This window comes from Ancylobacter tetraedralis (assembly GCF_014195655.1).
Lineage (GTDB): Bacteria > Pseudomonadota > Alphaproteobacteria > Rhizobiales > Xanthobacteraceae > Ancylobacter > Ancylobacter tetraedralis.
Genome location: NZ_JACICD010000009.1, coordinates 1 through 17,800, shown reverse-complemented (window position 1 = coordinate 17,800; position 17,800 = coordinate 1). Strand labels below are relative to the sequence as shown.

Annotated in this window: 15 protein-coding genes, 1 tRNA gene and 2 pseudogenes; 12 read left to right on the top strand and 6 right to left on the bottom strand. The window is 63.9% G+C overall.

Going from position 1 to position 17,800, the window contains the following annotated elements; genetic code table 11:
* Positions 1 to 29 precede the first annotated feature (29 nt).
* From rplT to FHS55_RS19150, 3 genes are all read right to left on the bottom strand, one after another.
* Positions 30 to 398 carry a 50S ribosomal protein L20 gene (gene rplT, locus FHS55_RS19160; protein ID WP_183191403.1) on the bottom strand — a complete coding sequence of 123 codons (369 nt, stop codon included), beginning with the start codon at positions 396 to 398 and terminating at the stop codon, positions 30 to 32.
* 34 nt (positions 399 to 432) lie between these two features.
* A complete protein-coding gene (gene rpmI, locus FHS55_RS19155; protein ID WP_183191402.1) occupies positions 433 to 633 on the bottom strand; it encodes a 50S ribosomal protein L35 in 201 nt (66 codons plus the stop codon).
* A gap of 227 nt (positions 634 to 860) precedes the next feature.
* A complete protein-coding gene (locus tag FHS55_RS19150) occupies positions 861 to 1,667 on the bottom strand; it encodes an SH3 domain-containing protein (RefSeq protein ID WP_183191401.1) in 807 nt (268 codons plus the stop codon).
* A 336-nt stretch (positions 1,668 to 2,003) separates the two neighbouring features.
* Between FHS55_RS19150 and FHS55_RS19145 the strand changes: the two genes are divergently transcribed.
* Positions 2,004 to 2,810, top strand: coding sequence for an undecaprenyl-diphosphate phosphatase (locus FHS55_RS19145; RefSeq protein ID WP_183191400.1), 807 nt, complete (start codon positions 2,004 to 2,006; stop codon positions 2,808 to 2,810).
* Positions 2,811 to 2,886: 76 nt separating this feature from the next.
* On the opposite strand, the gene FHS55_RS19140 is transcribed toward FHS55_RS19145, so the two are convergent.
* On the bottom strand, positions 2,887 to 3,843 hold the full coding sequence (locus FHS55_RS19140; protein WP_425485835.1) for a complex I NDUFA9 subunit family protein: 957 nt from the start codon (positions 3,841 to 3,843) through the stop codon (positions 2,887 to 2,889).
* A 469-nt stretch (positions 3,844 to 4,312) separates the two neighbouring features.
* On the opposite strand from FHS55_RS19140, the gene FHS55_RS19135 reads away from it, so the two are divergent.
* The 11 genes and pseudogenes from FHS55_RS19135 to FHS55_RS19090 all read left to right on the top strand — a co-directional run bounded on the left by FHS55_RS19135 (position 4,313) and on the right by FHS55_RS19090 (position 16,109).
* Positions 4,313 to 4,397 (top strand) — tRNA-Leu (locus FHS55_RS19135).
* A 167-nt stretch (positions 4,398 to 4,564) separates the two neighbouring features.
* Positions 4,565 to 5,317, top strand: a complete 753-nt coding sequence (locus tag FHS55_RS23860; protein WP_343056282.1) for a tyrosine-type recombinase/integrase — start codon at positions 4,565 to 4,567, stop codon at positions 5,315 to 5,317.
* An 18-nt stretch (positions 5,318 to 5,335) separates the two neighbouring features.
* Positions 5,336 to 5,767, top strand: a pseudogene (locus FHS55_RS23855) (tyrosine-type recombinase/integrase); the annotation flags it as partial.
* An 86-nt stretch (positions 5,768 to 5,853) separates the two neighbouring features.
* Positions 5,854 to 6,543, top strand: a complete 690-nt coding sequence (locus FHS55_RS19125) for a hypothetical protein (protein ID WP_183191398.1) — start codon at positions 5,854 to 5,856, stop codon at positions 6,541 to 6,543.
* A gap of 130 nt (positions 6,544 to 6,673) precedes the next feature.
* Positions 6,674 to 6,901 carry a helix-turn-helix transcriptional regulator gene (locus FHS55_RS19120; protein WP_183191397.1) on the top strand — a complete coding sequence of 76 codons (228 nt, stop codon included), beginning with the start codon at positions 6,674 to 6,676 and terminating at the stop codon, positions 6,899 to 6,901.
* A gap of 16 nt (positions 6,902 to 6,917) precedes the next feature.
* On the top strand, positions 6,918 to 7,397 hold the full coding sequence (locus FHS55_RS19115) for a helix-turn-helix domain-containing protein (RefSeq protein ID WP_183191396.1): 480 nt from the start codon (positions 6,918 to 6,920) through the stop codon (positions 7,395 to 7,397).
* 3 nt (positions 7,398 to 7,400) lie between these two features.
* Positions 7,401 to 8,504 carry a tyrosine-type recombinase/integrase gene (locus tag FHS55_RS19110; RefSeq protein ID WP_183191395.1) on the top strand — a complete coding sequence of 368 codons (1,104 nt, stop codon included), beginning with the start codon at positions 7,401 to 7,403 and terminating at the stop codon, positions 8,502 to 8,504.
* Between the two features lie 112 nt (positions 8,505 to 8,616).
* Positions 8,617 to 10,455 (top strand): class I SAM-dependent DNA methyltransferase, encoded by a 1,839-nt coding sequence (locus tag FHS55_RS19105; RefSeq protein WP_246340296.1) that lies wholly within the window; start codon positions 8,617 to 8,619, stop codon positions 10,453 to 10,455.
* Positions 10,448 to 11,731: a restriction endonuclease subunit S gene (locus tag FHS55_RS19100; RefSeq protein WP_183191394.1), complete on the top strand. Its 1,284-nt coding sequence runs from the start codon at positions 10,448 to 10,450 to the stop codon at positions 11,729 to 11,731. The genes FHS55_RS19105 and FHS55_RS19100 overlap by 8 nt, the downstream gene beginning before the upstream one ends.
* Positions 11,728 to 12,846 carry a Fic family protein gene (locus FHS55_RS19095; protein WP_183191393.1) on the top strand — a complete coding sequence of 373 codons (1,119 nt, stop codon included), beginning with the start codon at positions 11,728 to 11,730 and terminating at the stop codon, positions 12,844 to 12,846. The genes FHS55_RS19100 and FHS55_RS19095 overlap by 4 nt, the downstream gene beginning before the upstream one ends.
* Positions 12,847 to 12,968: 122 nt before the next feature.
* On the top strand, positions 12,969 to 16,109 hold the full coding sequence (locus tag FHS55_RS19090) for a type I restriction endonuclease subunit R (protein ID WP_183191392.1): 3,141 nt from the start codon (positions 12,969 to 12,971) through the stop codon (positions 16,107 to 16,109).
* Between the two features lie 286 nt (positions 16,110 to 16,395).
* Here FHS55_RS19090 and FHS55_RS19085 read toward each other — a convergent pair.
* Positions 16,396 to 17,523: pseudogene (locus tag FHS55_RS19085) on the bottom strand (IS3 family transposase).
* Positions 17,524 to 17,592: 69 nt separating this feature from the next.
* A partial coding sequence (locus FHS55_RS23260; RefSeq protein WP_210287075.1) for a hypothetical protein occupies positions 17,593 to 17,800 on the bottom strand: 208 nt, incomplete at its 5' end.

The following is a 17,800-nucleotide window of genomic DNA, read 5'->3' as shown; positions in this document are numbered from 1 at the left end:
GCATTTTGGTCCCGACAGGACGGGAAGGATCAGGCGGCCTGCTTTTCCAGCGCGGCCTTGGCCTGCTCGACCAGCACCGCGAAGGCGGCGGGCTCATGGATGGCGATATCCGAGAGCACCTTGCGGTCGACCTCGATCCCGGCCTTGCCGAGACCATCGATAAATCGGCCATAGGTGAAGCCGAGTTCGCGGGTGGCGGCGTTGATGCGCTGGATCCACAGGGCGCGGAAATTGCGCTTCTTAACCTTACGGTCGCGATAGGCGTATTGCTGCGCCTTCTCGACCGCCTGCTTCGCGACGCGGATGGTATTCTTGCGGCGGCCAAAATAGCCCTTCGCCGCCTTGAGCACTTTCTTGTGCTTGGCGTGAGAAGTTACGCCGCGCTTGACACGTGCCATGGGAGTTCTCCTCGGAACTGGCTAAGGGGTGGCGTCAGCCGTTGGGCAGATAGAACTTGCGAACGTTGAAGGCATCACGCTCGGACATGACCGTGGTGCCGCGCTGATCGCGGATCTGCTTGTTGGTGCGCTTGATCATGCCGTGGCGCTTATTGGCCTGGGCCATGATCACCTTGCCGGTGCCGGAGAGCTTGAAGCGCTTCTTCGCTCCGGACTTGGTCTTCATCTTGGGCATTTGGCTCGGTCTCCACGGGCACGGCATTCCTCTCGCGAGGCATCCGGCCCAATCTAGTGTGAGCGTTCGAACCGCCACGGCAGCCCTTGTAGCCGGGCGGTTCTTGAAGGAGGCACCCTTTAGCGGAGCGGCCGGCGAATTTCAAGCCCACCGGCGGCGGCAACGCCAGAAGGAGCCTGTTGGCTACACCGGCCGGTCCGCATCTGCGTCCCGGCCGGTGCTTTGAGTCACCGCTCCTGCTGCGGGCAGCCCGGAGAACGCGGCTGCATCACGCACCGATCCTGCTGGCCCTGCGGGGAGGCCTGAGGGGGCTGACGTGGCGGCTGGGCCTGCTGCTGGGGCGGCGGACCGCCCTGCGGCGGACGGCCACCGCCATTGTTCCAGTTCGGGTTGCCCTGCTGGGGCGGCGGCCCACCCTGCGGCGGACGGCCATTATTGTTCCAGTTCGGGTTGCCCTGCTGCGGCGGCGGACCGCCCTGGGGAGGTCGACCGTTATTGTTCCAGTTCGGGTTGCCCTGCGGGGGACCATTGGACCAGCCCTGACCGGGAGGCGGGCCAAAGCCACCACCCGGGGGCCGACCGTAACCGGGAGGAGGAGGACCATAGCCCGGCCCGGGCGGGGGCGGGCGATAGCCACGCGGCGGCGGCGGGCCCCAGCGATCATTGTTGGAATACCAGGAGCGTCCGCGATAATTGTTGCCCCAGTATTCGCCGAAGCTGAAACCGATGATCGGCACGCCGATGGTCGGCGCGTAATCATAGAATTCGACCTGACGGCCGCGATACTCATAGCCGAGATAGCGAGCGGCGATCCAGCCGCGGTTGCCGCGCCAGTTCACGTCGCACCAGGTGTAGTCCTGCAGGCACCCATAGATGCGTAGCGGCGTCCCGGCCTCGAGGATCACCACGGCCGGATAGGCCGTGCTGGGACCCGCGCGCAGGTTCACATTCGTTGTCACATAGCCCCGCTCCTGCGCCAGAGCGGCTCCGCCGAGCGCCAGCAACACGGCGACGCTCGCCAAAATTCGTTTCATCCGTCATTCCCCCAACGCTGCACGTTCCTACAACGCCGACCATCGCCAAAAGGAGGCATGGTCTTTGGCGGATTCGTGTTGCCAAAGTGTTGAGAGGGCGGTGGCCGGCGGAAATCTTACCCAAGGTCGTCTCGCGCGCCTTGCGCCGCCTGACGTCACGTGACGTTGATTGTGGCGGGCGAAGCAGACAGGATGCGCCGCCCGTCTGCCGGGCCGTGGTCGACTGTCCCGGGCACCCGCAGGGCGGAACGCCCGGTTCCGCCGGCATCTCTATCCTGCCCACCCTTTGCCTTGGCCGCCCCTTCCGCCGCCTCCCCCTCCAGGACGGACCCCTTCATGTCGTTCGGCACGCTGCTCGAAGCCTTTTTCCTTGGCCTTCTCGAAGGCTTCACCGAGTTCCTGCCGGTCTCCTCGACCGGCCACATCCTGCTCGCGGCGCATTTCATTGGCTTCGAAAGCCAGGGCAAGGTGTTCGAGGTACTGATCCAGCTCGGCGCCATCCTCGCCATCGTCACCGTGTATTTCGGCCGCTTCTGGCAGGTGCTGATCACCTTGCCCACCAGCGCCCGCTCGCGCAATTTCGTGCTGGGCCTCATCATCGCCTTTCTCCCGGCGGCGGTGATCGGCGCCTTCGCGCACGGCTTCATCAAGAGCGTGCTGTTCGAATCGCCCGCGCTGATCTGCACGACGCTGATTCTCGGCGGCATCGTGCTGCTATGGGTCGACACGCTGAAGACCCGCCCGACGCAGATTGACGCCATGGCCTTTCCCAAATCGCTGGCGCTCAAGATCGGCTTTGCCCAGTGCCTGGCGATGGTGCCCGGCGTATCGCGCTCCGGCTCCTCCATCGTCGCGGGCATGCTGCTGGGTGCCAGCAAGCCGGCCGCGGCCGAATTCTCCTTCTTCCTCGCCCTGCCGACCATGGCGGGCGCCTTCGCCTATGACTTCTACAAGAACCGCGACGCGCTCTCGATGGATGACGGCATCCTCATCGCGGTGGGCTTCATCGCGGCGTTCCTCTCGGCCGTCTGCGTGGTGCGCACGCTGCTCGCCTTCGTCTCGCGCCATGGCTACACGCCGTTCGGCTGGTGGCGCATCGCGGTGGGCGGCATCGGCCTGGTGGCGCTGGCGCTGGTCGGCTGAGGCACGCCGGAGACATGAAAAAGCCGCCGGACAGGCCCGTCCGGCGGCTTTTTTTGATCCGCGGAAGCGGGCAGCCTCAGGCGGCTTCCGTCCGGGCGAACTGGCCTGCCTTGCGGTAGCGCCAGAGATAGGACGGCAGGATCGCGCCGAGCGCGGCCGGGGAAATGCCGAGCCCTTCCAGCGTGCGCCCTTCCGCCTGCGCGGCGGCAGACACCACATTGTCGTAGCCCAGCAGCTTCACCTGGTCGCGGGTGAGCAGCGGGCTCGGCAGCAACTCCAGAAGGCGCGCCTGCAGGGCGGCGATCCCGGCCGGCACCGGCAGCAGCAGCCGCGTGCGGTCGACCTCCCGCAGCATCAGTTCCATGAGCTGCTTGAAGGTGAGCACATCCGGCCCGCCCAGCTCATAGATCGTCCCCAGCCTGGCCTCGCCATCCACCGCCTTGGCGACCGCGGTCGCCACATCGCCGACGAAGACCGGCTGGAAACGCGTTCCGCCGCCGCCGATCAGCGGCAGCACGGGCGAAAGGCGCGCCATGGCGGCGAACCGGTTGAAGAACTCGTCCTCGGGGCCGAACACGATGGACGGCCGCAGGATGACGGCCTCCGCCACCGCAGCGAGCGCCGCCGCCTCGCCCGCCGCCTTGGTGCGGGCATAGAGCGAGGACGACTGGGCATCCGCGCCGATCGCCGAGACATGGACCAGCCGGGCGCCGACCTGTCGGGCGGCGAGCGCCACCTGCTTGGCGCCGAAATCATGCACGGCCGCGAAGCTCTGGCGGCCGCTCTCGTGCAGCACGCCGACGAGGTTGATGATGACTTCCGCGCCTTCGGCCGCGCGCAGCACCGAGGCGGGGTAGCGCAGATTGGCCTGCACCGGGTTGATCTGCCCCACCGCGCCGAGCGGCTGCAGATGGCCGGCCAGATCGGGACGACGGACCGCGGCGCGGATGCGCCAGCCGCGCCGCGCGAGCGCGCGCACGACATGGCGGCCGAGGAAGCCCGAGGCGCCATAGACGGTGACGAGCCGCTCCATCGGGGCGGCTCTCTTCAGCAGCTCGGCCTCGTTTTCCAGCGGCAGTTCGTCGGATGTGGCGGCGTCGACCATCGGCTCTCCTCCCGGCCCGGCAATGGGGACTGACCGACGATTAGCGCGCCGCCGCCCCAGCGTCCAGCGCGTGTATACCACGCAATGGCGCTCCCGCGCCGAAACCCGCCCGGAACGGCAGGGGCGTCGCTGTTCTGGACACGCCCGGCCATACGCCCGGCCCTGTCATTCCGGTCGACGGCATCCGTCCGGCGGCCATCCTCGGCGGCACGCTGTTCCGGCGCCAGAGTCCGAGCCGAGCCGGCAGCCCCCGCGAGCGAACGCCCGCAACGGCCCAGGGAGACCGGAAGACGCCGGCATGTGAATAACTCGCACGAACCGGAGCGAGTTCATCAAAGCCTCGTTGACAAGACCGAGGGTCCCCGACTATGTCTCCCCGCCATGGCCGACAGGCTGTGCCCAGGTGGCGGAATTGGTAGACGCGCTGGTTTCAGGTACCAGTGGGTAACACCGTGGAGGTTCGAGTCCTCTCCTGGGCACCATTTGACCTTTTTGCAAGGTCCGACAACTTCCAAAATTCGTTGAAAATGCTGGGTTTCCCGACCTTAGAGGTTCCGGGAAGATCCGGCTTTTTCCGTTGGAAGCCGGCACTTTTGGGGGTATTTTCGGGGGTATCGCCGAAAAACCTCATCCAAGGCCATATACACCTATGGCGCTTACCGAAGTCGCCATCCGCGCCGCAAAGGCTGCCGCGAAGCCCTACAAGCTCGCTGACGGCGGTGGGCTCTATCTCCTTGTCAATCCAACCGGCTCCCGCCTGTGGAGGCTGAAATACCGTGTCGGCCGGCGTGAGAAAGTCCTCGCGATCGGACCCTATCCCGATGTGACTCTGGCCAAGGCGCGCGAGCGGCGCACGGAGGCGCGGCGGCAGCTTGCGGACGGCTTTGACCCCTCCGCCCTGAAGAAGGAGGCGCGGCAGAAAGCGAAAGCCGCCGTGACAAACACCTTCCGGGCCATCGCCGAGGAGCATTTAGCCAAGCTGGAGCGCGAAGGCCTCGCCGATATCACGCTGAACAAGCGGCGCTGGCTGCTCGGCTTCGCCTATCCCAAGCTCGGCGAGCGCGACGTCGCCACGATCACAGCGAAGGAACTTCTGGAGGTTCTGCGCGCCATCGAGGAGACCGGCCGGCACGAGACGGCGCGGCGGATGCGGGCCGCGCTCGGCGCCGTCTTCCGCTTCGCGATTGCCACCGCGCGGGCGGAGAACGACCCGACTTTCGCCCTGCGCGACGCCCTGACAACCCCGAAGGTGACGCACCGTGCCGCCGTGACGACGCCCAAGAGCCTCGGCGCACTGCTTCGCGCCATCGACGGCTATGAAGGCCAGCCGGCAAGCGTTGCCGCCCTGCGTCTGCTTCCCCTGCTGTTTCCCCGTCCCGGCGAACTGCGCCTCGCGACATGAGCGGAATTCGACCTCGACAAGGCGATATGGTCGATACCGGCCGAACGGATGAAGATGCGCCGCCCCCATCGCGTGCCGCTGCCACCGCAGGCGCTCACCATCCTGCGCGATCTACGGCGCCTCACCGGCAACCAGCCCTTCGTCTTTCCGGGCATCGGCGCCGGGCACAAGCCGATCAGCGAGAACACGCTCAACGGCGCGCTGCGACGGCTCGGCTTCACGGCGGACGTTGCCACCGCGCACGGCTTCCGCGCCACGGCCTCGACCCTGCTGAACGAAAGCGGGCTTTGGAATCCTGACGCCATCGAGCGCCAACTCGCCCACGCCGAGCGCAACGAAGTTCGGCGCGCCTATACGCGCGGCGAACACTGGGAGGAGCGCACCCGCATGATGACTTGGTGGGCTGACTACTTGGAGAAGATCAAGATGCCGGGCGCAAAGGCGGATTGACCTCGGATAGTGGGGAAAGCGCACGCTACTGGAAGACGGCGGAAGCCATCGGCGCATAATAGGCGAAACATGGGGATCGCTGCGTCATGGCAAATCTCGAACATTGGACAAAAGCGGACGCTCTGAATGTCTATCAGATTGCTCTCTTGCTCAAAGGGTTAGACCCATCTCCATTATGGCGGCTACGTTATAGCTCGCTACCTTTGAGCACTCAGGACGCCACGGCTGTCTATGTGATGCTGTTGACCAGTGCGGTGGCAAGCGGGACAATCGCTCCCTCAACAATCTCGCACTACGATAACGGCCGGTACGATTGGGATGACACGCTGATCAGCCTTGATTCGCTTCGAGGATGGCTAGCGGGGCGCGATATGAAGGACACCATCTTCGGCCCTCCCACGTCGGCCCGACACACGCCCGCGCAGAAATCTAGCCCGTTCCACGCCCCGAAACTCGCCGCCGCGCTGGCCGCGTGGGAAGCGGTAACGTCCGGTCCTGAACTGTTGCGCGGAAAGTCCCCGAAGCGGGCGTTGGAAACGTGGCTCACCGAGCACGCCGCCGAATACGACCTACTGAACAAGGACGGCACGCCGAATCGTACCGGCATCGAGGAAATCGCGAAGGTAGCGAACTGGAATCAGAAGGGCGGCGCGCCAACCACCCCTGCTCTTCCGTCAGAACCCTCCCCCTCCTTCCGTGGAACCTTCAGTAGGGCTGCCGAGAACCCTCCTCTCCGTGCGGTCAATTGGGGGGAGGATGACGAAATACCCTTCTGAAAGCAGCGGCGCCGCCTCTCCCCCACCCTAACAATTGATAGATAAGGGTTTTTTACAAGCCGTCCGGCTATTTTCGCCCGGCGCATCCATTCATGTTCCGTCTATGTTCCAACGAACGGAGACGGACGCCATGAGCGCCATCAAGACCGAGACGACCGCGACCACCGCCCGCGCCACGCTGATACGGCTGGAGCAGGTCAAGGCCCGCACCTGCCTGAGCCGCAGCACCATCTATGCCTATATGCGCGAGGGCCGCTTTCCCGAGCCCATAGCCCTTTCCGACCGCTGCGTCGCTTGGATCGAGAGCGAAATCGACGCCTGGATCGCCGAGCGCATCGCCACCCGCCGGGGCGCCTGAGCGGATGCCGGCGCGGATGAAACGGCCGCAGCGGCGCCTTCCCGTGCAGCGGGTGAAGCAGGCCGCCACCTATGACGTCGCCGAGATCGCCCGGCTCCTCGGCAACCACCGCAACACGGTACGGCGATGGCTGAAAGACGGGCTCCAGCCGATCGACGATGCCCGCCCTGTGCTGGTGCGCGGTGCCGAGCTGAAGGCCTTCCTGACCGAACGGCAGAAGGCGCGACGCCAGACCTGCGCGCCGGATGAATTCTTCTGCTTCCGCTGCCGTGCCCCCCGGCGGGCCGCCGCCGGCATGGTGGACGTGTGCCACCGCACCGACGCGATCGCCGCCCTCACCGGCCTGTGCGCCACCTGCGGCACGACCATACACCGCACGGTGCGGCGCGCGACGCTGCCGGCGCTCGCCAAGACCTACGACCTTCAGACGCTGGCACCGGAGAGACTGAACGGGTGTTCCGTCCCCAGTCTGAATGGTGACCTGAAAGGACGATAGGCAGTGACCAAGATTAATGCCGGCAATGAGCGCCTGAAACGCGAGTATATCCATTATCTGAAGGAGGCGAAGGGCAAGAGCGAGGCGAGCCTCGACATGGTGCGCAAGGCGCTCCTGCGCTTCGAGACCAGCACCGGCTGGCGCGACTTCAAGACCTTCCGCCCGGAGCAGGCGAAGGCGTTCAAGCAGCGCCTCGCCGAGACGGAGGGCGTGCGCAGCGGCGAGCCTCTGAGCGCGGCGACGCAGACCGCGACGCTCACGGCCGTCAAGGAGTTCTTCCTCTGGCTGGCGTGGCGCCCCGGCTTCAAGTCGAAGCTGCACATGGCGGATATCGACTATCTCAACCCGTCGCGAAAAGACGCGGCGAAGGCCAAAGCCGCGAAGCTGCGGGAATATCCGAGCCTGGAGCAGATACGCGCCGCCCTCGCCGTCCTGCCGGCGGAAACGGCCATCGAGCGGCGCAACCGCGCCCTCCTCGCCTTCGCCATCCTCACCGGGATGCGCGACCGCGCCATGGCGTCGCTATCCCTGCGCGACCTCGACCTCACCAAGTCGCCGCCGCTGGTGCGGCAAGACCCGAACCGCGTGGAAACCAAGTTCGCTAAGGCCATCAACACCTACTTCTTCCCGCTCGGCGATGACCTTGCCGCCGTCGTCACCGACTGGGTACGCGAGCTACGGGAGGAGCATCTGTTCGGCCCCACCGACCCGCTCTTTCCCCGCACCCGTATCGGACAGGGGGCGGACCTCGCCTTCGCGCCGCAAGGCATCGAGCGGGCGCACTGGACCGACGCCTCGCCGATCCGCACGATCTTCAAACAGGCCTTCACCCGCGCCGGCCTGCCCTATTTCCCGCCGCACTCTTTCCGCCACACGCTCGGCCACCTCGCGCAGACCATGTGCCGCACGCCGGAGGAGCTGCGCGCCTGGAGCCAGAATCTCGGCCACGAGAACATCGCCACCACGCTCACGAGCTATGGCAGGATCGACCCGCACCGGCAGGGCGAGGTGATCGGGGCGATGGCTGTGGAAAGCCCGCCAACCGAAGCGCTGACGCGGGACATGGTGGCGCTGCTGGTGCGGCATGGGAGATGGCCGGGTGGGTGAGGCACGCGGCATTTGCCTACCCCGCCGGACTTCGATTTTATCCCACCGGCGGTGGGCATACGGAACGACTCACCACCAATCGACGCATGCTTACGGGAAACCAAGAAGGCCAATGACGGACCAGCCACTTAAAGACGCGCTTCTCGCCAAGCTGACCGAACTGGGCGGTTCCGCTGGCAATGGCCGCTTACGCGAAGCGCTACAATGGAGCGAGCCCACTTACGCGGCGGTGAAGGAAGCGCTGGTGGCGCAAGGCCTTCTCGTGCCGGGGCGCGGACGCGGTGGCTCGGTGGCGCTCGCCAGCCCGCCGGAGGGGCGCGAGCCGGCAGAAACGGAAATGACCGAAACACCCGCCACGCCAGCACCTGCAAAGGCCGCCCGCACGAATGGCAACGGCAAGGGCGGCGATCTCGGCTTCGAGGCGGAGCTGTTCAAGGCGGCGGACAAGCTGCGCGGCAATATGGAGCCGTCGGATTACAAGCATGTCGCGCTCGGCCTGATCTTCCTCAAGCACATATCCGACAGCTTCGAAGCGAAGCGCGCCGAGCTTCTCGCCGATTATCCCGAGGGCGCCGAGGACCGCGACGAATACGCCGCTGACAATGTGTTCTGGGTGCCGCCAACGGCGCGCTGGTCGCATCTCCAGGCCAACGCCAAGCAGCCCTCGATCGGCAAGATGATCGACGAGGCGATGCTCGCCATCGAGAAGGACAATGAGAACCTCAAGGGCGTTCTGCCGAAGGACTATGCCCGCCCCGCCCTCAACGCGGTGATGCTCGGCGAATTGATCGACCTCGTCTCCAACATCGCGCTCGGCGCGCAGAAGGGCGAGGCGCGCGACGTGCTCGGCCGCGTCTACGAGTATTTCCTCGGCCAGTTCGCGGGCTCGGAAGGAAAGCGCGGCGGCGAGTTCTACACGCCGCGCTCGGTGGTGCGGGTGATGGTCGAGATGATCGAGCCCTATAAGGGCCGGGTCTATGATCCCTGCTGCGGGTCGGGCGGCATGTTCGTGCAGTCGGAAAAATTCGCGCTGGAACATGAGGGGCGCATCGGCGACATCGCCGTCTACGGGCAGGAGTCGAACTACACGACGTGGCGCCTGTGCAAGATGAACCTCGCCGTGCGCGGCATCGATGCCGACATCAAATGGAACAGCGAGGGCAGCTTCCACAAGGACGAGCTGCGCGACCTGAAGGCGGATTACATTCTCGCCAACCCACCCTTCAACATTTCCGATTGGGGCGGCGAGCGGCTGCGGGAAGATGCGCGCTGGGCCTATGGCACCCCGCCGGCCGGCAACGCCAATTTCGCCTGGGTGCAGCACATCGTGCATCACCTCGCACCCGCAGGCGTGGCAGGCGTGGTGCTGGCCAATGGCTCCATGTCGTCGACGCAGAACAATGAAGGCGCCATCCGGCAGGCGCTGATCGAGGGCGTGAAGGGCGCGCCGGGGGTTGTCGACTGCATGGTCGCGCTGCCGGGCCAGCTGTTCTATTCCACGCAAATTCCCGTCTGCCTGTGGTTCCTCGCCCGCGACAAGTCCAACGGCATCGCCCGCAACGCCAAGCTGCGCGACCGGCGCGGCGAAGTGCTGTTCATCGATGCGCGCAAGCTCGGCCACATGGTGGACCGCACCCGCAAGGAATTTTCCGACGCCGATATCGACACGATCACCCGCGCCTATCACGCCTGGCGTGGCGAAGGAGATGCCGGCGCCTACGAGAACGTGCCGGGCTTCTGCAAGTCCGCCACGCTGGAGGAGATCAAGGCGCATGGCTATGTGCTGACGCCGGGGCGCTATGTCGGCGCGGCGGATGTCGGGGACGACGAGGTGCCGTTTGCGGAGAGGTTCGCCGCTCTTCAAGCGAAGCTCAGCGAGCAATTCACCGAGGCAGAGACACTGACTGCTGCCATCCTGAAAAAGCTGGCCGGAGTGGGCGTGGATGGTTGAGTGGCGAGAAACCACATGGGGAGCTGAAATCAGCCTTGAATACGGCAAGGGTATTCGGGGCTATGCGGATGCAGTAGGTCCGTATCGAGTTTTCGGATCGAACGGGCCGGTCGGCTGGACGAACGAGCCACTGGCTCCCGGACCAGGAGTAATTCTCGGACGCAAAGGGGCATATCGGGGCGTCCAGTTCTCGAAAGAGCCGTTCTTCGTGATCGACACGGCATACTACGTCGTGCCGAAGTCCGAACTGGACATGAGATGGCTCTACTATTCGATCATTCATCACAAGCTTGGCGAGATCGACGACGGGTCACCGATTCCTTCGACGACTCGCGCGGCCGTGTATGTACGTGATCTCAGCGTTCCCGAACTTGCAGAACAAGAAGCTATCGCCTCCGTCCTCGGCGCACTCGACGACAAGATCGAGCTGAACCGGCGGATGAATGAGACGCTGGAGGCGATGGCGCGGGCGATCTTCAAGGATTGGTTCGTCGATTTCGGCCCGACCCGCGCCAAGATGGCGATGCGTGGCGAAGACCCGCAGAAGGAAAACGTCGCGCGCGCGCCCTACCTCGCGCCTGATATCTGGTCCCTCTTCCCCGACCGCCTCGACGATGACGGCAAGCCAGAGGGGTGGGGTAGTGTTTTTCTCGGCGATTTGGCCGAGCAGATTGCAATGGGACCCTTCGGATCAAACATCAAGGTAGAGACGTTTGTAGAGAGTGGAGTGCCTATCATCAGCGGCTCTCATCTTCGGGGGATGCGCCTTGACGACAGAGGTTACAATTTTGTTTCCACTGAGCATGCAGATCGGCTTTCTCGGTCCAATGTGAAGCGTGGTGACGTTATATTTACCCATGCCGGCAGCATTGGTCAGGCCTCTATCATTCCAGATACATCGAAGTACGATCGCTACATTTTATCACAACGACAGTTTTACATGCGGTGCAATCTCGGATTGATATCGCCGATGTATATCGTCCACTTTTTTCACACAAGTGAGGGGCAACACGCGCTTCTCGCAAATGCGTCCCAGGTTGGGGTGCCGTCAATCGCGAGGCCTGCTACTTATATTCGGTCAATTAAAATATGCTGTCCCCCAAAGATGCTATTGTCAGCATTCGACACGATTGCGAGATGCCTGCATCTGAAGGCCGGTCTAAATCTGAAAGAAAATTCCACTCTTACTGCCACGCGTGATTTCCTGCTTCCGAAGCTCATGTCGGGCGAGATCCGCGTCCGCGACGCTGAGAAGCTCGTCGAGGCGGTGGCATGAACGCCGTCCTCTATCATCAGGGCCGGTTTCCCCCGCCCACGCTCGACTGGCCGCAGCTTCTGCCGCTGATCGGCCCGGCCAATGCCGCCATCGCCCGCTATGCCGGGCTGCTGCACGGCATCCCGAATCCCAATGTCCTGCTCTCGCCCATGACCGTGCAGGAAGCCGTGCTCTCAAGCCGCATCGAGGGCACGCAGGCCACCATGGGCGAGGTGCTGGAGCTGGAGGCGGAAGGCGGCCCGCTCGACGAAAGCACGCCGAAGAAGGCCGATATCCGCGAGGTGCTGAACTATCGCGCGGCTCTGAACGAGGCGACGCGGCTGCTGGAAACTCTGCCGCTGTCGCAGCGCCTCATCCGCGACACCCACCGCGTGCTGATGCAGGGCGTGCGCGGCCGCTCGAAAGACCCCGGCGAATATCGCCGCATCCCGAACTGGATCGGCACCGACGGCTGCACCATCGAGCAGGCCCGCTTCGTGCCCGCCCCGGCTGACAAACTGCCGGGCGCCATGGATGCTTGGGAGGCCTATCTCCACGCCGACGCGCCGGACGTGCTGATCCAACTCGCGATCGCGCATGCGGAGTTCGAGGCCATCCACCCTTTCCTCGACGGTAACGGCCGGCTTGGCCGCCTTCTGGTGCCGCTGTTCCTGTTCAGTCGTGGCCTGCTGGCGCGCCCGAACTTCTATCTGAGCGAATATCTCGAAAGCCACCGCGCCGAATATTACGATCGCCTGCTGGCGATCTCCCGCGATGACGACTGGACCGGTTGGTGCGGCTTCTTTCTGCGGGCGCTGATCGCACAGGCGGAGACGAACCAGAACCGCGTGCAGGCCATCCTCGCCCTCTACCAAGCGCGCAAGGACTGGATCGCCGAGGAAACGCACTCCCAATATGCGGTCCGCGCGCTCGACTGGATGTTCCAGCGCCCGATCTTCCGCGCGTCCGATTTTCGCGACGCGGCCGGAATTCCCGCGCCGACGGCCACGCGCATTATCCGGATATGTCGCGACAACGGGTTGCTGCGCGAATTGCGTGCCGGCAGCGGACGCCGAGCCGCCGTTCTGTGCTTTCCTGAGCTGCTGAATCTGGCGGAAGGTCACAATGCATTTTGAGGATCACCCATGCCACGCTAGGGACTTTGCCGATCATAAATCGATGAGTATGATCGACAAAAGCCTTTGCCGCGCACCCATGAGCCACAACCGCCTCTCATGGCGAGCGGGAGCCCTGTCTGATGGCCTATCTCTCCGAAGCCGCGCTTGAACAGGCCGTGCTCGGCTATCTCGGCGGGCTCGGCTATGGGCTGGCGAGCGATGCCGAGATCGGCCCGGACGGCAAGGCGCCCGAACGCGAGGCTTACGCCGACGTCATCCTCGCCCCGCGCCTCATCGCCGCCATCGCCCGGCTCAACCCCGCCATCCCGCCTGAGGCGCGCGGCGACGCGCTGCGCAAGGTGCTCGCCACCGAGCGCCCCTCGCTCATTGAGGAGAACCGCCACCTGCACCGGCTGATGGTGGAAGGCGTCGATGTGGAGTTCTATGGCGAGGACGGCACGATCCGGGGTGACAAGGTCCGGCTGATCGACTTCGATGATGTCGCCGCCAATGACTGGCTGGCCAGCGCACAGTTCACCGTGATCGAGGGCCGCACCCACCGCCGGCCGGATGTGGTGGTGTTCGTCAATGGCCTGCCGCTCGGCGTGATCGAACTGAAGGCCCCCGGCGGCGAGAACGCCACCCTCACCGGTGCGTTCAACCAGCTACAGACCTATAAGGGACAAATCCCCTCGCTGTTCCGCACCAATGCCGTTCTCGTCACCTCCGACGGCATCACCGCCCGCATCGGCTCGCTGACCGCCGACCAGGAACGTTTCATGCCCTGGCGCACGACGGACGGCAAAGTGATCGCCGCCAAAGGGCAGCCGGAGCTGAAGGTTCTGATCGAGGGGATTTTCGAGCCCCGCCGCCTGCTCGACCTGCTGCATGACTTCACCGTGTTCGGCGAGACGGGTTCGGGGCTGGCGAAGATCATTGCCGGCTATCACCAGTTCCACGCCGTGCGCCACGCGGTGGACAAGACGGTGGAGGCCTCGGCCCCGCAGGGCGACCGGAAGGTCGGCGTGATCTGGCATACGCAGGGTTCGGGCAAGAGCCTGCTGATGGCGTTTTATGCCGGTCAGCTGGTGCGGCGCCCCGAATTGGAAAACCCGACCATCGTAGTCATTACCGACCGCAACGATCTCGACGACCAGCTTTTCGGCACCTTCTCCATGTGCCGCGACCTGATCCGGCAAACGCCGATCCAGGCCGACAGCCGGGGGGATTTGCAATCGGCCCTCAACCGCGCTTCGGGCGGCGTGATCTTCACCACCATTCAGAAGTTCTCGCCCATGACCGGCGAGGCCACCTATCCGATGCTCTCCGACCGACGGAACATCGTCGTCATCGCCGACGAGGCGCACCGGAGCCAGTACGGATTCAGCGCGCGGATCGAGCAGAAGACCGGCGAGATCGCCTATGGCTTCGCGAAATATCTACGCGACGCGCTGCCCAACGCCTCGTTCATCGGCTTCACCGGAACACCGATCGAGAAGGATGATGTCAACACCCCCGCCGTGTTCGGCGAGTATATCGACATCTACGACATCAGCCGGGCAGTGGAAGACGGCGCGACCGTGCCGATCTATTACGAGAGCCGCCTCGCCCGCATCGAGCTTCCCGAGGAGGAGAAGCCGAAGATCGACAGTGAGGTCGAATATCTCACAGAAGACGACGCGCTGACGGAACAGGAGAAGTTCAAGCAGCAGTGGTCCACCGTCGAGAAGCTGGTCGGCTCCGAGAAGCGCCTCGCCTTGATAGCGGACGATCTGGTGCGGCACTTCGAGGATCGCGTCGCCGCCTTGGACGGCAAGGCAATGATCGTCTGCATGAGCCGCCGTATCTGCGTGGCGCTCTATGACCACATCGTACGGCTTCGGCCCGAGTGGCACAGCGACGATGACGCTGGAGGCGCTATCAAGGTGGTGATGACCGGCTCCGCCTCCGATCCGCAGGGGTGGCAGGCGCATATCGGCTCAAAGATGCGCCGCGACCTTCTGGCCAAGCGCGCGAAGGACCCGAAGGACGCGCTGAAGCTGGTGATCGTCCGGGATATGTGGCTGACCGGCTTCGACGCCCCGTCGATGCACACGATGTATATCGACAAGCCGATGAAGGGCCACGGCCTGATGCAGGCGATTGCGCGGGTGAACCGGGTGTTCCGCGACAAGCCTGCAGGCCTCGTGGTCGATTATATCGGCATCGCGCAGAACCTGAAGAACGCGCTCGGTCAATATTCCGGCTCGGACCAACGACAGGCGGGCATAGACGAGGCCGAAGCCGTCGCCGTTCTGCTCGAAAAGTACGAAGTCGTGAAGGCGATGTATCATGGCTTCGACTATGAGGGCGGCTTGGCAGGAAGCCCACATGAGCGCCTCGTCGTCCTTGCCGAAGCCATCGAATGGATATTGACCCGCCAGCACGAAGCGGCGGCGAGGGAAACCAGCGAAGACGCGAAGCGCCGCGAGAACCGCCGCTATCAAGACGCTGTCCTGGCGCTTTCCAAGGCCTTTGCCTTGGCTGCGGCGAGTGACGAGGCGCGCGATATCAGGGACGAGGTCGGCTTCTTCCAGACCGTCCGCGCCGCGCTCGTGAAGTCGGCTGATGGAATAGCTGGGAGCACAGCCGATCGGGAATTCGCTATTCAGCAAATCCTTGATCGGGCTGTCGTTTCAACCGAAATCGTCGACATCCTCGCCGCTGCCGGAATAACGACGCCCGATATATCGATTCTTTCGGACGAGTTTCTTGCCGAGGTCAACCAGATTGAAAAGAAGAATCTGGCACTGGAGGCGCTTCGCAAGCTCCTGAACGACGAAATTCGTTCTCGCAGCAATACCAATGTGGTTGAGACCAAGCGCTTTTCCGAGCGTCTGGAAGCAGCGATTGCGCGGTATCACACGAACGCCATCAGCACCGTCGAGGTATTGCAGGAACTGATTGACCTCGCCAAGGACGTTAGGGCAGCCCGCAGGCGAGGCGAAGACGAGGGCCTCTCACAGGACGAGATCGCCTTCTATGACGCGCTTGCCGAAAGCGAGAGCGCCGTCGAGCTGATGGGCAACGATTCCCTCAAGATCATTGCCCACGAACTCCTCGTCAGCCTCAAGGGAAACGTCTCGGTCGACTGGTCGCATCGCGAGAATGCCCGCGCGAGAATGCGCGTGCTGGTGAAACGGGTGCTACGGAAACACGGCTATCCGCCCAACCTCCAAGATGCTGCCGTACAGACGGTTCTGAGGCAGGCGGAAGCACTGTCGGCAAGCTGGGCGTTCTGAGAGGCTCGCGACCAGCATAACGCGAGCAGGTTGAGGCCATCCATAAAGGCAGCACGCATCGATTGGGGGTATTTTTGGGGGTACCAGATAAACGGCTCGATGAATATCTATTCCATTACAATTCATTAACTCAATCCATTGAGTCCTCTCCTGCACCATTTGATCATCCGACATCGTCCGATGAAGACCGAAAAGCCGCTGAAACCAAAGGGTTTCGGCGGCTTTTTCGTTTGGGACAGTCCGACGCTATCCGTTGGCATATTTGTTGTGACCTGCCACTGCTTTGTCATCCAGTGGCGATTAGAGCCTCGGCGGGTTTTGCGCGGGATTGCGCGTTGGTGCTGAGACTGGCGGCGTAGGCCGCCGGCGGGATGTATCCGAGCGCTGAGTGAGGACGACGCAGGTTATAGTCGTCAACCCATGCTGCGATTTTCGTTCGTGCATAATCGAGCCCGAAGAAGAGGCTCTCATTGAGCAGTTCGTCGCGCATGCGGCCGTTGAAGCTTTCGCAGAAGCCGTTTTGCATGGGTTTTCCCGGGGCGATGAAATGCCAGGTAATGTGGTGGTCGTGCGCCCAGGCGAGCATGGCATTCGAGGTGAACTCGGTGCCGTGATCGGAGACGATCATGCCCGGCTTGCCCCGCCGCTCGATCAGCGCTGTCAGTTCGCGCGCCACGCGCCGTCCCGAAATCGAAGTGTCGGGAATGGCGGCAAGGCATTCTCGCGTGACGTCGTCGACGATGTTCAGGATGCGGAAACGGCGGCCGCAAGCGAACTGGTCATGGACGAAATCCAGTGACCAGCGCGCATTGGGCTTCGCTTCGACCAGGATCGGCGCCCGTGTTCCAACGGCGCGGCGTCTCGCTCGCCGCTTGCGCACCATCAGGCCTTCCTCGCGATAGAGCCGATAGATGCGGTTGATCCCGGACGGCTCAGCGGCGCAGAAGGACGAACAGCCGCCGATAGCCGAAGCGCCTGCGCTCATTGGCAAGCTCGCGCAGCTGCGCGCGCAGGGCCAAATCCGGCGGCCGGCGAGATCGATAGCGGACCATCTTCCGATCGGCGGCTACAATGTTGCAGGCCCGCCGTTCCGAGAGGCCCATCACGGCCCGCAGATGCGCGACAGCTTCACGCTTGGCGACGGGCCCTACCATTTTTTTGCGAGAAGCTCGCGCAGTGCGGCGACATCCAGCATCTGTTCGGCCAGCAACTTCTTGAGCTTGGCGTTCTCGTCCTCAAGCTGCTTCAGGCGCTTGGCCTCGGACACGTCCATGCCGCCGTAGCGGGCCTTCCAGTTGTACAGCGTCGCTTCCGAGACGCCGTGCTTGCGCGCCAGATCGGCGGTCTTCGCCCCAGCCTCATGCTCGCGCCAAACCGCGATGATCTGTTCTTCCGTGAACCGTGCTCGCTTCATCTGTCCGTCCTTCAGAAGGCCGCACTCTAAATCGACGTGGAGGAAAAACGCAGTGGCAGGTCAGCTCGACTACAACACCGCCCGGCCGCCCTCGAAGCTGGGAAGAATCACCGCTTGATCGCGTACGGTCCAGTTCTTCAGCGTCACAGCATCCAAGCCGACTGCCTTTGGCACGCGGGCGTATTTTGACGCACAAAAACCCCGCCGTGGGGTAACCACAGCGGGGATTTGTTGGTTTGTGAAGAAGCGAGCTGTGCTTTGCAGGCCTGGCAGCGAC

Coding starts and splice junctions, on each gene's coding strand:
- rplT (WP_183191403.1), bottom strand. CDS start 398: ATGGCACGTGTCAAGCGCGGCGTAACTTCTCACGCCAAGCACAAGAAA.
- rpmI (WP_183191402.1), bottom strand. CDS start 633: ATGCCCAAGATGAAGACCAAGTCCGGAGCGAAGAAGCGCTTCAAGCTC.
- FHS55_RS19150 (WP_183191401.1), bottom strand. CDS start 1,667: ATGAAACGAATTTTGGCGAGCGTCGCCGTGTTGCTGGCGCTCGGCGGA.
- FHS55_RS19145 (WP_183191400.1), top strand. CDS start 2,004: ATGTCGTTCGGCACGCTGCTCGAAGCCTTTTTCCTTGGCCTTCTCGAA.
- FHS55_RS19140 (WP_425485835.1), bottom strand. CDS start 3,843: ATGGAGCGGCTCGTCACCGTCTATGGCGCCTCGGGCTTCCTCGGCCGC.
- FHS55_RS23860 (WP_343056282.1), top strand. CDS start 4,565: ATGGCGCTTACCGAAGTCGCCATCCGCGCCGCAAAGGCTGCCGCGAAG.
- FHS55_RS19125 (WP_183191398.1), top strand. CDS start 5,854: ATGGCAAATCTCGAACATTGGACAAAAGCGGACGCTCTGAATGTCTAT.
- FHS55_RS19120 (WP_183191397.1), top strand. CDS start 6,674: ATGAGCGCCATCAAGACCGAGACGACCGCGACCACCGCCCGCGCCACG.
- FHS55_RS19115 (WP_183191396.1), top strand. CDS start 6,918: ATGAAACGGCCGCAGCGGCGCCTTCCCGTGCAGCGGGTGAAGCAGGCC.
- FHS55_RS19105 (WP_246340296.1), top strand. CDS start 8,617: ATGACGGACCAGCCACTTAAAGACGCGCTTCTCGCCAAGCTGACCGAA.
- FHS55_RS19100 (WP_183191394.1), top strand. CDS start 10,448: ATGGTTGAGTGGCGAGAAACCACATGGGGAGCTGAAATCAGCCTTGAA.
- FHS55_RS19095 (WP_183191393.1), top strand. CDS start 11,728: ATGAACGCCGTCCTCTATCATCAGGGCCGGTTTCCCCCGCCCACGCTC.
- FHS55_RS19090 (WP_183191392.1), top strand. CDS start 12,969: ATGGCCTATCTCTCCGAAGCCGCGCTTGAACAGGCCGTGCTCGGCTAT.